The sequence below is a fragment of the Rhodococcus sp. PAE-6 genome (genome assembly GCF_025290685.1).
Taxonomy (GTDB): domain Bacteria; phylum Actinomycetota; class Actinomycetes; order Mycobacteriales; family Mycobacteriaceae; genus Rhodococcus; species Rhodococcus pyridinivorans.
In genome coordinates this window covers 22,471-37,737 of record NZ_JAOCLZ010000010.1, presented here as the reverse complement: position 1 = coordinate 37,737, position 15,267 = coordinate 22,471, and the positions used below count along the sequence as shown (strand labels likewise).

Below are 15,267 nucleotides of genomic sequence, written 5' to 3'. Positions count from 1 at the left end.
CCGACCAGTCTACGGACAAGTGCTAGCTACAGCAAGCACCTTGCTAGCACGTGACCGTCGTCACGCGAACAGCAACTCCGAGACCGTGTAGATCGTCAACCCGGCGAGTGAGCCGACCACCGTGCCGTTGATGCGAATGAACTGCAGGTCGCGACCCACGGCGAGTTCGATCTTGCGGCTGGCCTCCTCGGCGTCCCAGCGCTCGACCGTCTCGCGGATGACGGAGGTGATCTCGTCGGCGTAGTTGGACGCGACGAAACGCACCGCGTCGAGCAACCAACCGTCGATCTTGGTGCGCAGCTCGGCGTCCTCACGCACCCGGATGCCGAACGCCATGACGTTCTCCGCGATCTTCGTGCGCAGGGTGCTGTTCGGGTCGTCCACCGAGTCGAGGATCATCCGCTTGGCCGTCCGCCAGGTCGCCGCGGCGAGCCCGGTGATCTCGTCGCGGCCCATGATCTCGGCCTTGACCTTCTCCGCCTTGGCGATGGTCACGGGATCGCTTTGCAGGTCGCGGGCGTAGTCGGCGAGGAACTTGTTGACCGCGAGCCGCACCTCGTGGTCGGGATTCGACCGCACCTTCCACGTGAACTCCACGAGTTCGCGGTGGATCTTCTCGCCGAGCAGCAGGTCGACGAACTTCGGCGACCACGACGGCGAGTCGCGGCTGATCACGCGGTCGATGGTCTCCTGGCTCCCGAGCGCCCACTGGTGCGCGCGTTCGGCGAGCATGTCGACGAGCGGCAGGTGGCGGTTCTCGGCGAGGAGCTCGGTGAGGACACGCCCGATGGGCGGTCCCCATTCCGGTTCGGCGATCCGCTTGACGATGGTGTGGTCGATGATCTGCTGGATGTCGTCCTCGCGCAGGATTCCGACCACGCCGCGCAGGACCGTCGACGTCTCCTTGGCCACACGCTGGGCGTTCTCGGGTTCGGCGAGCCAGGTACCGACCCGCAGCGGGATCTGCGCCGACTCGACCTTGGCCGACACCACCTCGGGTGCGAGGAAGTTGTTGCCGACGAACGAGCTCAGGTTGGCGCCGAGCTGGTCCTTCTTCCGCTTGATGATCGCCGTGTGCGGGATGGGTATCCGTAGTGGGTGCCGGAACAGGGCGGTCACGGCGAACCAGTCGGCGAGCGCGCCGACCATGCCGGCCTCGGAAGCCGCGCGCACGTAACCCACCCATGCGCCGGCGCCGCGGGTTTCCTGCCAGCGGCAGAAGAGATAGATGATCGCGGCGGCGACGAGGAAGCCGGTCGCGACCGCCTTCATACGGCGGAGTTCTCGGCGTTTGATCTCGTCGTCGGTCGTCAGGAGCTGCACCCGATCGATTGTGCCGAAAGTCGGCACTCGGCGGACGGATCGCCCTCGAGTTCTGAAGGACGGGGGGCCGGATCGTAGACTGAGCCGACGATCGAAACCGAACGGATGTGCCACACAGTGTCCAGCAGACCGCAGACGACTTCGACCACGACCTCGAGCGAGGCCGCCCCGCCCGTGAAGCAGGACGGCCGCAAACGGCGCTGGCACGAGCACAAGATCGCCCGCCGGGAAGAGCTCGTGGACGGCACCATCAACGCGATCCGCTCCCGCGGCCACGAGATCGGCATGGACGAGATCGCCGCCGAGATCGGCGTGTCGAAGACGGTGCTCTACCGCTACTTCACCGACAAGAGCGACCTGACGACCGCGACGATGCTGCGGTACGTCGAGACGGTCCTCGCTCCCCGGATCTACGCGGCGGTCGCGGAGGATCTCGACGAGTACGAGCTCACCCGGGAGGCGATCACCGCCTACGTCGAGACCGTCGCCGACGATCCCGAGGTCTATCTGTACGTGATGAGCAACAGCGCGTCGGCGGGGCGCGACGTGGTGGCCGATTCGGAGCGGATGATCGCCGAGCTCGTCGCTACCGTCCTCGGGGAACGGCTGCGGCTGCTCGAGATGGATTCGGGTGGTGCCGTGCCGTGGGCGTACGGAATCGTCGGCGGCATCCAGCTCGCGACGCACTGGTGGATCTCGAACAAGTCGATGACCGCCGAGGACCTGATCGATTATCTGACGATGATGATCTGGGGCGGCATGAACGGCATCGCCGGAGTCGCCGGATCTCCGGTGCGCTTCAAGTCGCAACCGCATCCACTCCTGCCGGAGTCGTCGACCACTCCCTGATCGACACCTTTACTGTTACTCGAAGTTGCATGTATAGTGCGGACATGAGCGACCACGCCGACGACCTGCACGACGAGGACGATCCCGGCTACCGCGGTCCCGCCGAGGTCACCGTGGGCAACCGCACGGTCGCCGTCGACGTCGAGATCTCCGGACGGTTCGACCCCCTGCTCGGCCGGCACGTGTGGCGCGGCCGGCTCCGCAGGCTCGCCGAGACCCTCGGAGCAGACGCCTCGCCCGCCCCCGGCACCACCGTGACGATCACGGTGCCCGACGCCCCCGAGACCGCGACCGCCCGCATCTCGGAGGTCGACCTGTGGGGCAGCCACATGGTCGACGGCATCTCGCGACCGCCCTACCCTCTGCCAACCGAGACCGACGGTGTCGATCCCGCCTGATCACGACTGCGTGTGACACGCTGGCGGGATGACGAAGGACGACGTCTTCCGGCCCGCATCGATCGTCGAAGCCCTCCGGGCGACGCCCGAGACCCGCGTCGCCGACATCGACACGAACGGCACCCCGGGATTCGACGGCGACAAGGCGCTCGGCGAACGTCTGTTCGCCGAACGTGGTGCCATCCTCTCCGATCTGCAGGAGATGCTGTTCGCCGAGGGGCGGACCGGCGGCACCCGCTCGGTGCTGCTGATCCTGCAGGGCATGGACACCGCCGGGAAGGGCGGCATGGTGCGTCACGTCGTCGGCCAAATCGACCCGCAGGGCGTCGACCATAAGGCCTTCGGGGTGCCGACGGAGGAGGAGAAGCGGCACCACTTCCTGTGGCGGATCGCGAAGGCCCTCCCCCGCAACGGTCAGCTCGGCGTCTTCGACCGGTCGCACTACGAGGATGTGCTGGTCGCGCGGGTGAGATCACTGGTGCCGGAGAATGTCTGGCGCGGACGCTACGACGAGATCAACCGGTTCGAGAGCGAAGTCGTCCGGGAGGGCACGACCATCGTGAAGGTCGCGATGTTCGTCTCGTTGGACGAGCAGAAGAAGCGCCTCGCCGAGCGCCTCGAGCGCCGCGACAAGCACTGGAAGTACGACCCGAGCGATGTCTCGGAGCGCGCCCTGTGGCCGCAGTACCAGCAGGCCTATCAGGACATGCTGGATCGGACCAGCACCGACGAGGCGCCCTGGTACGTCGTACCGTGCGACCGCAAGTGGTACAGCCGCCTCGCAGTGACGGAACTGCTCATCGACGCGTTCGAACGTCTCGACCTCGATTGGCCGGAGCCTACTTTCGACATCGAAACGGAGAAGCGTCGACTCGCAGAGTCGTGATGTCTCGCAGAGTCGTGATGTCGTGTGAGTGATGCGAGTCGGCTTTCACCGACTCGCGTCAGGTATCACCCTCAGAACAGATGCGGGGTGTCGTAGTGCCGTCTGTGGTCTCGGCGCACGGTTCCGGCCATCATGCCGAATGCCGCGCCGAGTGCGACGACAGCGCCGAGCGCCGCGACGAGCGCCCAGCCCGAGAATCCGTACCCCGCGGCGACGATCGTCAGGGCGATCATCAGGATCGAGGCGAGTGCGAGCGCATACGCGCTCCAGGCTACGAACAGATTGAGTTTCACGACCGGCCTCCTCGGACGAGGTGTGTCCCTCTCGATGCCGACGGTACCTGCACGTGACTCGCATCACAACCGACCGGTGGATTCCTTCAGCACCTCGTAGCGGAGGACGGCGAACTCGCCGCTCTGCCCGAGCTCGGTGAGGCGCATCTCCACGTGTAGCGGGAGCAACGGACGGCCGGAACCGATGGTCACCGGCGCGAAGGAGACGACGAGCTCGTCGAGCAGACCGCGCTCGGCGAACTGTCCGGCGAGATCACCGCCGCCCACCATCCACAGGTCGCGGCCGTTCGCGGCCTCGGCCATCTCGTCGTAGACCTGACGGACGTCCTTCTGCGTGAAGCGGATGTCGCCGGGTTCGTCGCCTGCCCGGGCGACGGGCAGGTCGTCGCGATGCGTGAACACCCAGCAGGGCAGGTCGTACTCCCACTTGTCCTCGCCTGCATGGTCGAGCACCCAGCGGTAGGTGGACGATCCCATGACGATGGCGCCGATACCGGCGATGAACTTCTCGTAGTCGAACGGCCCGCCGTCACCGGACTCCCGGGTGAGCAACCAGTCGAGCGAATGGTCCTCGGTGGCGAGGAAGCCGTCCAGTGTACTTGCGGTGTAGTAGATCATCCGGGTCATGAGCTGCTCCTGTTCCAGTCGAGTGGATCTCCGTGATCGACGTCGAGCCCGACCGCCCGCATCATGTGCCGCGCGAGTTGACGGCGGTGTGCGGCGAAGGTGAGGACGTGGGCGACCACTCCCCCGAGGACGAAGCTCTCGGGAGGGTCGCACAGGGCGTCGATGAGCACGTCGCCCCAGGCGCCGCGGCGATGGATGTCGCGGATCGTCTCCACCCAGCGCGGAGCAACGTCCTCGAAACGCTCTGTCAGAGAGTCGATCCCGTTGTCAGAATCCTCGGGGTGGTCAGCGCCGGCCATCGAGGCCAACCACATCTCCTTGGCACGTACCAGGTTGCCGAGCACACGTGAGACGGATTCCTCGGGACCGTCCCATTCGAGGACCACCAGTCCGGGGAACCTGATCCGGTCGCGCTCGTCGTCGTCGAGCTCGGTGGCGCGCTCGAGGAGATAGCGGGTGTCCGCGAGGTCGTGCTGCACCATCTGCGCGAGGACCTCGGCGGCCGGGTAATCGGGCGCGGTGGACCGCCTTCCGTCCTCCTCGACCCAGAGATTGGTGGGCGGATGGAAATGTACGCCGTTGGGGGCGGGCAACCAGTGATCGACGGGCGCGGGCGCCCAGTGGTCGACGGGCGCGGGCGCCCAGTGGTCGACGGGCGCAGGCGCCCCGGGATCCCTACGGCCGGTGCCGAGCACCCGGGCGGCCTCGCTGGGCGGATATCCGTAGGCACGGGCGAAGGCCCGGGCGAACCCTTCGACGCTGTCGTAGCCGGCGGCGAACGCCGCATCGGTGACCGAACTGCCGTGACGCAGTTGCCAGGCGGCACGCTCGAGCATCACCCGGCGCCGCAACGCCACCGGCGACTCGCCGGTGCCCACCGCGAAGGTGCGGCTGAAGTGCCACTGCGACGCGTAGGCGTGCTGCGCCATCCGTTCGAGGGTCGCGTTGTTCTCGTCGAGAACGGCGTCGAGCAGTTCCCGCAGTCGGTCACGGCCGAAGGTCATGCGTTCAGTGTCGCGCGCAGACCCCGGCCGCCGCCCGACCGTTCTTGCTCTCTACCGGCTCACCCGGTCAGCCCGGCATGGTCTCGCCGCCGAGCGGGGCGAGTACCTCACCGCTGTAGTACGACGACATCGTCTCCGATGCGAAAAAGACGTAGGACGGGGCGATCTCGTCGGGCTGCGCGGCGCGGCCGAAAGGGGCCTGTTGCCCGAACTCGGAGACCTTCTCCGCGTCCATCGTCGCCGGGATCAACGGTGTCCACACCGGTCCGGGCGCCACGCAGTTCACGCGGATCTGCCTGTCCTGCAGTGCCTGCGCGAGCGAGTAGGTCAGGGCGATCACCGCGCCCTTGGTCGCCGAGTAGTCGATGAGCGTCTTGTTGCCGCGCAGACCGTTGACCGACGCGGTGTTGATGACGGAACCGCCCGGCGTCAGATGCGGCAGGGCCGCCTTCGTCACGTGGAAGAAGCTGTCGATGTTCACGGCGAAGGTGTGGCGCCACTGCTCCTCGCTCAACTCGGCGAAATCGTCGACGGGCTGCTGGGTGCCGGCATTGTTGACGAGGATGTCGAGGCCACCGAGTTGCTCGACCGTCTCGGCCACCACCGCCCGGCAGTGCTGCGCGTCGCCGAGGTCGCCCGCGATCACGTGGCATGTGCGGCCCTCGCGCCGCACCAGGTCGGCGGTGTGTTCGGCGTCGCGGTGTTCCTCGAGGTACGCGATCGCGACGTCGGCACCCTCCTTCGCGAAGGCGACGGCGACCGCCCGTCCGATGCCGGAGTCGCCGCCCGTGACGAGGGCCTTGCGGCCGGACAGCAACCCGCGGCCGACGTAATCGCGCATCTCGTCGGCGGGGCGCTCGGCCATCTCGTCGGTCTCACCGGGATAGTCGATGGTGTGTGGTTCTCGTTCGCGGTCCTCGCTCATGGCCGCCGGATACCCACAGGCTGCATCGATATTCACGCCCGTTTCCCCGGTCCGCACCGACCGACGGGTCGTTTCTGCACCGACCGACGGGTCGTTTCTGCACCGACCGACGGGTCGTTTCTGCACCGACCGACGGGTCGTTTCTGCACTGCTCCGAGAGGGTAACCCCGGCGTATGGCTCATGAGACCCGGATGTGCGACGTGCACGACGCTCCGCTTCCCACGCCCCGCGGACCCATCTCCGCCGAGATCGTCGAGCGACTCGGTGGCCCGGTGGACGATGCCGTGTGGGACGTCGCGACCGACGGCGCGGATGCCTACGGCGAGGACGTCCAACTCGCTCTGGCCGTTCTCTACGAGCTCCACTACCGCGGGTTCGCGGGCGTCGACCCGGCCTGGGAATGGGCACCGGGCCCGCTCGGGGTCCGGGCGCGTCTCGAGCGCATCTTCCTCGATCGGCTGCGCGCCGACGTCCCGGCTTCCGACGATCCGCAGGGTGTCCTCGAGGACCTGTGCCGCGAGCCGGACGACTCGTGGGGTGTCTCCCACGAGCTCGCCGCGAACGGCACGTGGGAGATGATGCGCGAGTTCTTCGTCCATCGCTCGATCTACCACCTCAAGGAAGCGGACCCACACGCCCTCGCGATCCCTCGACTGTCCGGTCGCGCCAAAGCCGCGCTGGTCGCCGTCGAGTTCGACGAGTACGGCGGAGGTCGGGCCGAGCGCATGCACTCGCGGTTGTTCGCCGACCTGCTGCTCGCCGCCGGCCTGAAGGACGACTATCTGGGCTATCTCGACGTCGTTCCCGCCGTCACCCTTGCAACGGTGAACTTCATGTCGTTGTGCGGTCTGCACCGCGCATATACGCCGATGCTGGTCGGGATGTTCGCCGCGGCCGAGATCACCACCGCCCCCAGCGCCCGCCGCATGGTCGAGGCTCTCGAGCGTCTGGGCGCCGACGACGCGTGCGTCCTCTTCTACTCCGAGCACATCGAGGCCGACGCCGTCCACGAGCTCGTCCTGCGGCACGACGTGGTGGGTTACATGATCGAACAGGATCCGTCTCGGGCGCAGGACATCTCGTTCGGTGCGCAGGCCATCGAGTTCCTCGAGGGCCGGCTCGGAAGCCATCTGCTGGGCAGCTGGACCGCCGGTCGCAGCTCGCTCCTCACGTCGGCGGAGGCACCGGCCTGACACTCGGGTACGAGTCAGCGAGTGGAGCCCCGGGACAGTGCGTCCCGGGGCTCCACTCGTCGGTGCCGGGGTCCCGGCTCAGTCGATCAGGCCGGGTTCGTGTGTGGGGGTGCCACCGGACCCGCGGAGGCGGCGTCGACGGAGGTTGAGCGCGGACATCACCACGCCGATGACGATGAGCACGGCGGCAGCGATGGCTCCGACGATCACCCATCCCTCGAATCCGTCGCCCGCCGCGTAGAGGACGAGAGCGACGACAGCGATCCCCGCGAGGATGCAGGCGTATCCGACCCAGCCCGAAGCTCGGGACGCAGTGGTTGGAGCGTGAGCTCGATTCGATGGTTTCGTCATGGTGGTGGATACCGCATCCGGCCCTCCACGAAACCAGCCCTCCACGAACCCGCCCTCCACGGCCCAGCAGGGGACGACGGAGGGCGGCGGATGGTTCTGCGCAGGAGAGCGTTACGGCCGAGAGTGTTACGGCGGTATCCGCCGGCCGATGGGCCCACGTTCGACGAGCGCGGCGAGTCGTTCGCGCGCGCTGCGCGGAGAGAGGACGGGGCTATCGGTGCCCGTCGCGCTGCGCATGCCGCGCACCGTCTCGGACCACACCTCGGGACCGTCGTACTTCGGCGACCATCCGAGTTCCTCGCGGGCCCTTCTGCAGTCGAGCATCGGGCAGGTGTAGGCGAGGTCGATCCAACCGCCCTGCACCGGTTGCAGCCGTAGGCGCCAGGTCGCTTCGGCGACGGCCGACAGACCCCATCGCGGCACCGGAATCGTCCGGCAGTCGAACGGGGCCGCGAAGTCCTGTGCCCCCACTGGCGTCGGTGCACCCAGGTTGAACGGACCGGGCACCCGTCGTTCGAGCGCTGCGACCAGCGCATCCGCGACGTCGTCGGAATGTACGGCGGGGATCGTGAGCCTGTGGTCGATCGGGATCAGCGGCAGATGGTTCGTGATGCCGGCGGGCACGGACTCGGGCAGCACGTAGCGTTCGAGACCCGAGCCGGAGACGAGCTGCCCGATGAATCCCGGGCGGAAACGGGTGAGGACGGGCACGTTCGTGCCGGTCTCGAAGTCGTCGAGGAATTTCTCCGCCGCGACCTTGTCGACGCTGTACACGCAGGTGGGTACACCTTCGCGCGCCCACGATTCGTCGACCTCCCGACCGTAGGCACCGTCGGAGTACACGGCGGCGGAGGACATGTGGATCACGTGCTCGACACCGGCCTCGGCGGCGGCCGTCACGACGGCGCGGGTGCCGTCCACCGCCACCCGCCGGAGATAGTCGCGACGGTGCGAGGGCTGGAATCCCCACGCCAGGTGCACGACGGCGTCGGCCTCCGCGAAGATAGGCGTCAGGACCTCGGCGGCGTCGGGAGCCGCGAGGTCCACGGCGCACCACCGTGCCGCCGCATACGGATCGCGCGCCGGGGGAATCCGGCGCGCGATCGCGACGATATCGAGTTGTGCGGGATGAGCGGCCAGCCGGCGCAGAAGCGCCGTGCCGACATTTCCGCTCGCTCCGGTGACGACGATGCGTCGTGGCAGACCGGTTCGGGATGTGGAAGCCATCGGCATCGCCGGTATCGTCCGAGCGTCCCGGTCAGCGGGCCGATTCCGCTGCGTCCTTCTCCGTCTGCGCATCGGCGTTCTGGAGAGTACCGGCAGCGTTCTCGAGGTGGGCGCGGACGAACCACTGGAACTTCTCCAGCTGGCCGGTCTGGCCGATCAGGACGTCCTCGGTGATCGGGTCGAGCTTGCCGACCTCGTCGATCGCCTTGCGGTTGTCGGTGATGATCCCGTCGTAGACGAGGTCCAGCGCGGCGAGATGCGCCTGCGCGGTGTCGCGGCCGACCGAGTAGTCGTCCCACGTGCGGTTCTTCTCGATGGCGCCGGGCGTGCCCTTGGGGGACGCACCGAGCGCGGCGATCCGCTCGGCGACCTCGTCCGCGTATCCACGCACGAGCTCGACCTGCGGGTCGATCATCTCGTGGACGCCGATGAAGTTCGGACCGACGACGTTCCAGTGGATGTGCTTCAGCGTGAGGTGCAGGTCGTTGTAGGCACTCAGGCGCTCCTGGAGAATCTGCGCGGTGCGCGAGCCGTCGGCATCGCTCAGACCGGGAACCGTATAGCTCGAGTTCGACATATTCTTCCTCCAGAATGCTCTCGGGTGTGTCGGAGGGCGAATACCCGAGGCACGGTGGAATCCAAACATCCGGGCGCACCGGACGTCCCGCGACCTGCATCGAAGAATTTCGTCCGAATTCGGCGAGTCACAAACGTTTGGAAACGGACCAACCCGGTTATTCGATCGCCGGGCACCGAGGCTTCCAGGTCTCGGTCATGACATCTGAGGTGGCGACAATGATCATTCTGGGTCTGATTCTGTTGGTGGTGGGGTTCTTCACGGGTATCTCGATCCTCACCACACTCGGAGTGATACTCCTGGTGATCGGCGTGATCCTTGCGATCCTGGGCGCGACGGGCCGGGCGATCGGCGGACGCGCGCATTGGTACTGACCCCCTACCGATCGTCCGTGCCGGAAGGAGACGTCCGGCACGAAGCAGAACTGCGGATCCCGGGTGCTCACTGCACCCGGGATCCGTCGTTTCCGTACCTCTACGGACCGGTCCCGACAGGGACGGACGGACCGGGTCCCGGAACGACATCCGGGCCGGCCCCTGTGCGGGGACCGGCCCGGATCGGCAGATTCGTCGGGTGACTACGTGTCGGCGCGCGCCGCGGCTTTCGGCGTGCGGAGTGCGCGATGGCTGGTGTCGCAGAGGGGGTACAGCGCGCTGCGGTGACACCGGCACACGGCCACCACGAAACGGTCCGAGACCGTCTCGGCGCCGTCGTCCTCGACGATCCGCACCGGGCCCTCGACGAGGGTGGGACCGCCCCTCACCTGCCGCACGACCCGTGCTTCGCACTCTCCGTCGGCGGTGAGCTGCGTGATCTTCGGTGCCTTGCTCACGTTCTCAACTCCTCGTGCGGGGGCGGTCGGCGCGGACGACGACCACCTCCTCGGTCAGTGCCCCGGGCTCCGCCAGCTGCGACGAGTACAGATAGTCCGTGCGGTTGCGAAGGACCGGTCCGAAGGGGATACGGCTGCGGGCGACGACGGATGCCTTGAGGTCCGCCTCGCGCAGCCGGGACAGTGTCGCCTCCACACCGGTGAACTCGGAGTGCACGATCAGCGCGAATCCGCCGGGCGTGAGCAGGGTGGGCAGGCTGTCGCACAACGGATCGAGCACGCAGCGTCCGTCGGCGCCGGCATCCCAGCGCGGGTCGCGGTTCTCCCCGTCGCACGGAACGTACGGCGGATTCGACAAGACGATGTCGAACGGACCGTGGCGCAACGCTTCGTCCAGGCCTCCCTGCCGGGCACGGATCGGCAGCCGGCGCGACCACGCGTTGACGCGGGCGCTGAACACGGCTCGCGGGTTGATGTCGAAGGCCGCCACCGACGAAGCACCGAGCATGGCGGCGTTCACCGCCAGAAACCCTGTCCCGGTGCAGAAGTCGAGCACCTTCGCACCCTTCGTACCGCCTGCGTCCGCAAGCGCGCCTGCGAGCAGATACGAATCCTCTTGGGGGCGGTACACCCCCGGAAGACGCCATACCCGCGGCGAATCCGATCCGTCCAGCGCCAGGGAAGCTGTCACGTCACACCACCTCGGTATCTCGAGTTCGACGGCATCTCCACCACCCCGGGCCGAAAACCCGGATCCGTCCGTTCGCGGGCGGATACCCGCGCGACTTCCGTGTGAAACACGCCACCGTTCCGCGTGGGAGGCCCAGCAATCACGAGAACAGCACCCGGCGAGCGGCATTTCGCACGCGTCGGGTCACCGGAGCGGTGCGTTTGCCGTCCGCGAGTGCGGCGTGAGCGGCGTTCCAGCCACCCATGCCGTGGACTCCCCCGCCCGGATGCGCACCCGAGCTGGCGAGATACACCCCTTCGACCGGGGTCCGCGGTCCGCCGAAACCGGGAGTGGGCCGCAGGAACAACTGCTGGTGGACCTGCGCGGTTCCACCGTTGACGGCGCCGCCGACGAGATTTGCGTCGGCCGCTTCGAGGTCGCCGGGTCGCTGGACGTGCCGGCCGACCACGCGTGCACCGAAACCCGGTGCGTAGGCCTCGAGTTGCGCGTCGACGCGTTCGGCGAGGTGGTCGGCGGACGCGTCGTCGGTGATGCCCCGCGGCAGATGTGTGTAGGCCCAGCAGCTTTCGGTTCCCTCGGGCGACCGCGTCGTGTCGGTGGTGGTCATCTGCCCGAAGAGGAGGAAGGGCGACTCGGGGACGACCCCGGTGGACAGATCGGCCGACCACCGGATCATCGCGTCCGTATCGGCACCGACGTGCACCGTGCCGGCCCCGCTCAACGAGGGCGAACGCCACGGCACGCGGCCGTCGAGCGCGTAGTTCACCTTCACGACCGGGGTGTCCCATTCGAACTTGCGCAGGTCGTCGAGTACCCGTGACCCGACGGCGTCGGCCGGGAGGAGCCGCGTGTACAGGGCCGGGGCCGAGGTATCGGCGAGGACGGCACGTCGCACCTTCACCCGCTCGCCACCGGCGATCCGGACTGCGGAGACCTTCCCGCCCTGCACCTCCACGCCGACGACCGGCGAGTCGCATCGCAGCTGGGCACCCGCTGCGGCGCCGCGCCGGACCAGCGCGTCGGTGAGCGCTCCCGCGCCGCCGACCGGCGCGGGGAATCCGACGTCCTGCGCGAGCATCGTGAGCATGTAACCCATCACGCCGCTGCCGGGCGCCTCGGGCGGTGTGTCGGCATGCATGGCATTGCCCAGGAGCAGCAGCCGCGCCGCCGAACCGCCGAACAACTCCGACGACATCCGGGTGACGGGCAGCGCGAGCATGCGCGCGTAGCGCAGCAGATCTCCCGTCTTCATGGTGCGCAGCAGGTCCACGGAACCCCGGACGGGCGGGAACGGACCGAGGAGCAGTTCGAGAAGCGCGCCGCGTACCTGCTTCCACTGGTCGAACAGCGCCAGCCACGCTTCCCCGTCACCGACGTAGCGACGCTCGAGGTCGGCCGCCGTGTCGGTCGGATCCGGAGAGACGACGATCGCGTCCTCGTCGTCGGGGCCCAGCGGGTGACCGAAGGCCTTCGGGGAACGCGCCCAGCGGAGGCCGTGCGACGCGAGATCGAGGGCTTGGAAGGCCGGTGAGGCCACACCGAGCGGATAGAACGCGCTGAACAGATCGGCGCAGTATCCCGGGTGAAGTTCTGCGCTGCGCACCGCTCCACCGGGTTCGGGTTGTTCCTCCAGTACGAGGACGTCCCATCCGGCGTCGGCGAGCACCGCGGCGGCGGTCAGACCGTTGGGTCCGGCGCCGATGACAACCGCATCGACCGTCGCGTCGCTCATTCGGTGGCGCCTTCGGCGAGCAGCACCAGCCGTCTCAGGCATTCCTGGTTCCGTGGCAACACCATTTCCTCCTGTACGCGATCGGGGACGAGGGCGTACGGTCCTTCGACGACGTGTTCGGCCATCGTGATGCGGGTGCCGCCGTCGTGGGTGGGTTCGAGCGAGATCGCGATCTCGGCCTTGCCGAACAGCCAGGCACGTGCGCGCAGCACCAGTTGCCGTTCGGGCACCACCTCGCTGACCTCGGTGTGGTCGTCGAGCAGGAGAGGCCACAGACCCACCGAATGATGGATCCGGGTGTCCCGTTGCGGCCAGGCGGGGTCGACGGCCCGGATGCGCGACGCACCCACCACCCATGCCGCGTACCGCCAGCCGTCGGCGAGGATCTCCCATACACGCGCCGGTGCCACCGAAGTCTCGATCGTCGCGATCCTGGCCATGCCCGCTCCTCATCCTCTGGACGACAGCTCGCTTGCGGCAGACGCATACCCCGCTTCCGCAGGTGTCACACGACGCCGGGTGTCATCGCTGTTCGGAGGGGGTATCCGGGCGGGCATGGAAGCCGAGAACACCCCCTCCTCCAACCCGTACGCCTTCGTCTTCGCGCCGTCCCCGCTCCTCACGGTAACCCTCGAGAAGGCACCCGACGGAAGCACCGAACTGCACGTCCATCCCGGCGGGCAGGGATTCTGGATCGGCCGCATGGCGGCGACCCTGGGAATGGACGTGCACCTGTGCGGACCGTTCGGCGGCGAGTCCGGCACGATCCTCGTCGACATGATCAACCGCGAAGGCGTGACGGTGCATGCCGTGGAGACCGCATCACCCAACGGTTCCTACATCCACGACCGGCGCGAGGGCGAACGGAAGGAGATCGTGGAGATCGACCCGCCGGCACTCACCCGTCACGAGACCGACGATCTGTTCAGCGCGTCGCTGGCGTCCGCGATGTGCGCGAAGGTCGCGATGCTGGGCGGACCGCACAACGACGACGCCGTACCGAGCGAGGTGTACACGCGCCTGTGCGCCGATCTGGGAGCCCTCGGCATCCCGGTCGTCGCCGATCTGTCCGGCCCCACCCTCGGTGCGGCCCTCGAAGGCGGGGTGACCGTGCTGAAGGTGAGCCACGAGGATCTCATCGAGGACGGTCGCGCGAAGTCCGAGGATCTCGACGATCTCATCGAGGCCTTGCACCGTCTCCACGACGAAGGTGCCGCCTCGGTGGTGATCTCCCGCGCCGGCGATCCGGCGATCGCACTGGACAACGGAACCATCTGGGAGGTGGAGGCACCCTCGGTGCAGACCGTGGACCACCACGGTGCCGGAGATTCGATGACCGCCGGCATCGCGTCGGCCTACGCCGCGGGCGCGAAGTTCGAGGACGCGCTGCGTCTCGGCGCCGCAGCAGGTGCGGTCAACGTCACGCGCCGCGGTCTGGCGACGGGGCATCGTGGCGCTGTGGAGAAGATGGCCGAGAAGGTGGAGGTCCGGAAGGTGAAGGGGAAGCGTTCATGAAAGCACTGATCGTCAACGACGACGGCATCGACAGTCCCGGTCTCGCCCTGCTCGCCCGCCTCGCCGTCGAGGCGGGATTCGACGTGCAGGTCGCGGCGCCCCATGTCGAGCGCAGCGGCGCCAGCGCATCCTTGACCGCTCTCCAGGACGAAGGAAAACTCCTGCTCAGCCGTCGCCCGCTCGACGACCTGCCCGAGGTGGAATCCTATGCGGTGGAAGCATCTCCGGCGTTGATCACCTTCCTCGCCTCGTACGGCGCGTTCGGGACGGCACCGGACATCGTGTTATCCGGAATCAACCTGGGCCCCAACACCGGTCACGCGATCCTGCATTCGGGCACGGTGGGTGCAGCCCTGACCGCGGCCACCCACGGTGCCCGCGCGGTCGCATTGTCCCTCAACGGGACAGCTCCGTCGCAGTGGGAGACCGCCGAGTTGGTGACCCGTCGCGCTCTCGAGTGGGCCGTCGAACACAGCCGTCCGGGCACGGTTCTCAACGTCAACATCCCCGACATGCCCGTCCACGAGTTACGCGGACTGCGCAGTGCTCCTCTGGCAGGATTCGGTGCCGTCCAGGCCGAGATCGGGGAGGTCGAGGACGACGGCGACATCTCCCGCGCCTTGCCGGTCACCTTCCGGGCGGTCGAACTCGACGAATCCCACGACAGCGACGCCGTTCTCGTGTGCCGGGGGTGGGCGACCGCGACCGTGCTGACGATGCCTTTCGAGGTGGCGGAAGCCGATCTCGGAACCTTGGAATTCGCCCACTCGGGTAGTTCGCAGCAGTAGGTGCTGTAGAAGGTTCCGGGACCGCTCGGTCACGAGTGCCGCGACCGAGCGGTCC

The 15,267-nt window shown here is 67.9% G+C and carries 19 protein-coding genes; 7 read left to right on the top strand and 12 right to left on the bottom strand.

What is annotated here, in order from left to right:
* Positions 1 to 60: 60 nt before the first annotated feature.
* Positions 61 to 1,332 (bottom strand): DUF445 domain-containing protein, encoded by a 1,272-nt coding sequence (locus tag NVV99_RS18900; RefSeq protein ID WP_174556268.1) that lies wholly within the window; start codon positions 1,330 to 1,332, stop codon positions 61 to 63.
* A gap of 96 nt (positions 1,333 to 1,428) precedes the next feature.
* On the opposite strand from NVV99_RS18900, the gene NVV99_RS18895 reads away from it, so the two are divergent.
* The 3 genes from NVV99_RS18895 to NVV99_RS18885 are packed head-to-tail and all read left to right on the top strand — an operon-like array spanning position 1,429 to position 3,456.
* Positions 1,429 to 2,172 (top strand): TetR/AcrR family transcriptional regulator, encoded by a 744-nt coding sequence (locus NVV99_RS18895; protein ID WP_024101752.1) that lies wholly within the window; start codon positions 1,429 to 1,431, stop codon positions 2,170 to 2,172.
* Between the two features lie 44 nt (positions 2,173 to 2,216).
* Positions 2,217 to 2,570 carry a DUF4873 domain-containing protein gene (locus NVV99_RS18890; RefSeq protein ID WP_019291167.1) on the top strand — a complete coding sequence of 118 codons (354 nt, stop codon included), beginning with the start codon at positions 2,217 to 2,219 and terminating at the stop codon, positions 2,568 to 2,570.
* 28 nt (positions 2,571 to 2,598) lie between these two features.
* The gene (locus NVV99_RS18885; protein WP_006552389.1) at positions 2,599 to 3,456 is read left to right on the top strand and encodes a polyphosphate kinase 2 family protein; all 858 of its coding nucleotides are present in this window, start codon (positions 2,599 to 2,601) and stop codon (positions 3,454 to 3,456) included.
* A gap of 71 nt (positions 3,457 to 3,527) precedes the next feature.
* On the opposite strand, the gene NVV99_RS18880 is transcribed toward NVV99_RS18885, so the two are convergent.
* From NVV99_RS18880 to NVV99_RS18865, 4 genes are all read right to left on the bottom strand, one after another.
* A complete protein-coding gene (locus NVV99_RS18880) occupies positions 3,528 to 3,749 on the bottom strand; it encodes a hypothetical protein (RefSeq protein WP_006552390.1) in 222 nt (73 codons plus the stop codon).
* Positions 3,750 to 3,812: 63 nt separating this feature from the next.
* Positions 3,813 to 4,376 (bottom strand): dihydrofolate reductase family protein, encoded by a 564-nt coding sequence (locus tag NVV99_RS18875; protein WP_024101753.1) that lies wholly within the window; start codon positions 4,374 to 4,376, stop codon positions 3,813 to 3,815.
* Positions 4,373 to 5,380, bottom strand: a complete 1,008-nt coding sequence (locus NVV99_RS18870; protein ID WP_024101754.1) for a helix-turn-helix transcriptional regulator — start codon at positions 5,378 to 5,380, stop codon at positions 4,373 to 4,375. The genes NVV99_RS18875 and NVV99_RS18870 overlap by 4 nt, the downstream gene beginning before the upstream one ends.
* Before the next feature lie 67 nt (positions 5,381 to 5,447).
* Complete coding sequence (locus tag NVV99_RS18865; protein WP_024101755.1) at positions 5,448 to 6,305, bottom strand: SDR family oxidoreductase; 858 nt, start codon at positions 6,303 to 6,305, stop codon at positions 5,448 to 5,450.
* 174 nt (positions 6,306 to 6,479) lie between these two features.
* Between NVV99_RS18865 and NVV99_RS18860 the strand changes: the two genes are divergently transcribed.
* The gene (locus tag NVV99_RS18860; protein WP_024101756.1) at positions 6,480 to 7,499 is read left to right on the top strand and encodes an iron-containing redox enzyme family protein; all 1,020 of its coding nucleotides are present in this window, start codon (positions 6,480 to 6,482) and stop codon (positions 7,497 to 7,499) included.
* A 78-nt stretch (positions 7,500 to 7,577) separates the two neighbouring features.
* On the opposite strand, the gene NVV99_RS18855 is transcribed toward NVV99_RS18860, so the two are convergent.
* The 3 genes from NVV99_RS18855 to NVV99_RS18845 form a co-directional block, all read right to left on the bottom strand.
* Complete coding sequence (locus NVV99_RS18855; RefSeq protein WP_024101757.1) at positions 7,578 to 7,850, bottom strand: hypothetical protein; 273 nt, start codon at positions 7,848 to 7,850, stop codon at positions 7,578 to 7,580.
* Positions 7,851 to 7,976: 126 nt separating this feature from the next.
* Positions 7,977 to 9,083 (bottom strand): NAD-dependent epimerase/dehydratase family protein, encoded by a 1,107-nt coding sequence (locus NVV99_RS18850; protein ID WP_255025633.1) that lies wholly within the window; start codon positions 9,081 to 9,083, stop codon positions 7,977 to 7,979.
* A gap of 25 nt (positions 9,084 to 9,108) precedes the next feature.
* Complete coding sequence (locus tag NVV99_RS18845) at positions 9,109 to 9,654, bottom strand: Dps family protein (protein ID WP_016693685.1); 546 nt, start codon at positions 9,652 to 9,654, stop codon at positions 9,109 to 9,111.
* Positions 9,655 to 9,872: 218 nt separating this feature from the next.
* On the opposite strand from NVV99_RS18845, the gene NVV99_RS18840 reads away from it, so the two are divergent.
* Positions 9,873 to 10,028, top strand: a complete 156-nt coding sequence (locus NVV99_RS18840; RefSeq protein ID WP_006552398.1) for a DUF6131 family protein — start codon at positions 9,873 to 9,875, stop codon at positions 10,026 to 10,028.
* A 203-nt stretch (positions 10,029 to 10,231) separates the two neighbouring features.
* Here the strand turns inward: NVV99_RS18840 and NVV99_RS18835 are convergent, their stop codons facing one another.
* The 4 genes from NVV99_RS18835 to NVV99_RS18820 all read right to left on the bottom strand — a co-directional run bounded on the left by NVV99_RS18835 (position 10,232) and on the right by NVV99_RS18820 (position 13,349).
* Positions 10,232 to 10,486 (bottom strand): CDGSH iron-sulfur domain-containing protein, encoded by a 255-nt coding sequence (locus NVV99_RS18835; protein WP_024101759.1) that lies wholly within the window; start codon positions 10,484 to 10,486, stop codon positions 10,232 to 10,234.
* A gap of 4 nt (positions 10,487 to 10,490) precedes the next feature.
* Complete coding sequence (locus tag NVV99_RS18830; RefSeq protein ID WP_024101760.1) at positions 10,491 to 11,117, bottom strand: HemK2/MTQ2 family protein methyltransferase; 627 nt, start codon at positions 11,115 to 11,117, stop codon at positions 10,491 to 10,493.
* Between the two features lie 199 nt (positions 11,118 to 11,316).
* On the bottom strand, positions 11,317 to 12,909 hold the full coding sequence (locus NVV99_RS18825; protein WP_024101761.1) for an NAD(P)/FAD-dependent oxidoreductase: 1,593 nt from the start codon (positions 12,907 to 12,909) through the stop codon (positions 11,317 to 11,319).
* On the bottom strand, positions 12,906 to 13,349 hold the full coding sequence (locus NVV99_RS18820) for an SRPBCC family protein (protein WP_006553563.1): 444 nt from the start codon (positions 13,347 to 13,349) through the stop codon (positions 12,906 to 12,908). Before NVV99_RS18820 ends, NVV99_RS18825 begins: the two co-directional genes overlap by 4 nt.
* Positions 13,350 to 13,464: 115 nt before the next feature.
* Here NVV99_RS18820 and NVV99_RS18815 point away from each other — a divergent pair, with 115 nt between their 5' ends.
* Complete coding sequence (locus tag NVV99_RS18815) at positions 13,465 to 14,424, top strand: 1-phosphofructokinase family hexose kinase (RefSeq protein ID WP_024101762.1); 960 nt, start codon at positions 13,465 to 13,467, stop codon at positions 14,422 to 14,424.
* Positions 14,421 to 15,212 (top strand): 5'/3'-nucleotidase SurE, encoded by a 792-nt coding sequence (gene surE / locus NVV99_RS18810; RefSeq protein WP_006553565.1) that lies wholly within the window; start codon positions 14,421 to 14,423, stop codon positions 15,210 to 15,212. The genes NVV99_RS18815 and surE overlap by 4 nt, the downstream gene beginning before the upstream one ends.
* Positions 15,213 to 15,267 lie beyond the last annotated feature (55 nt).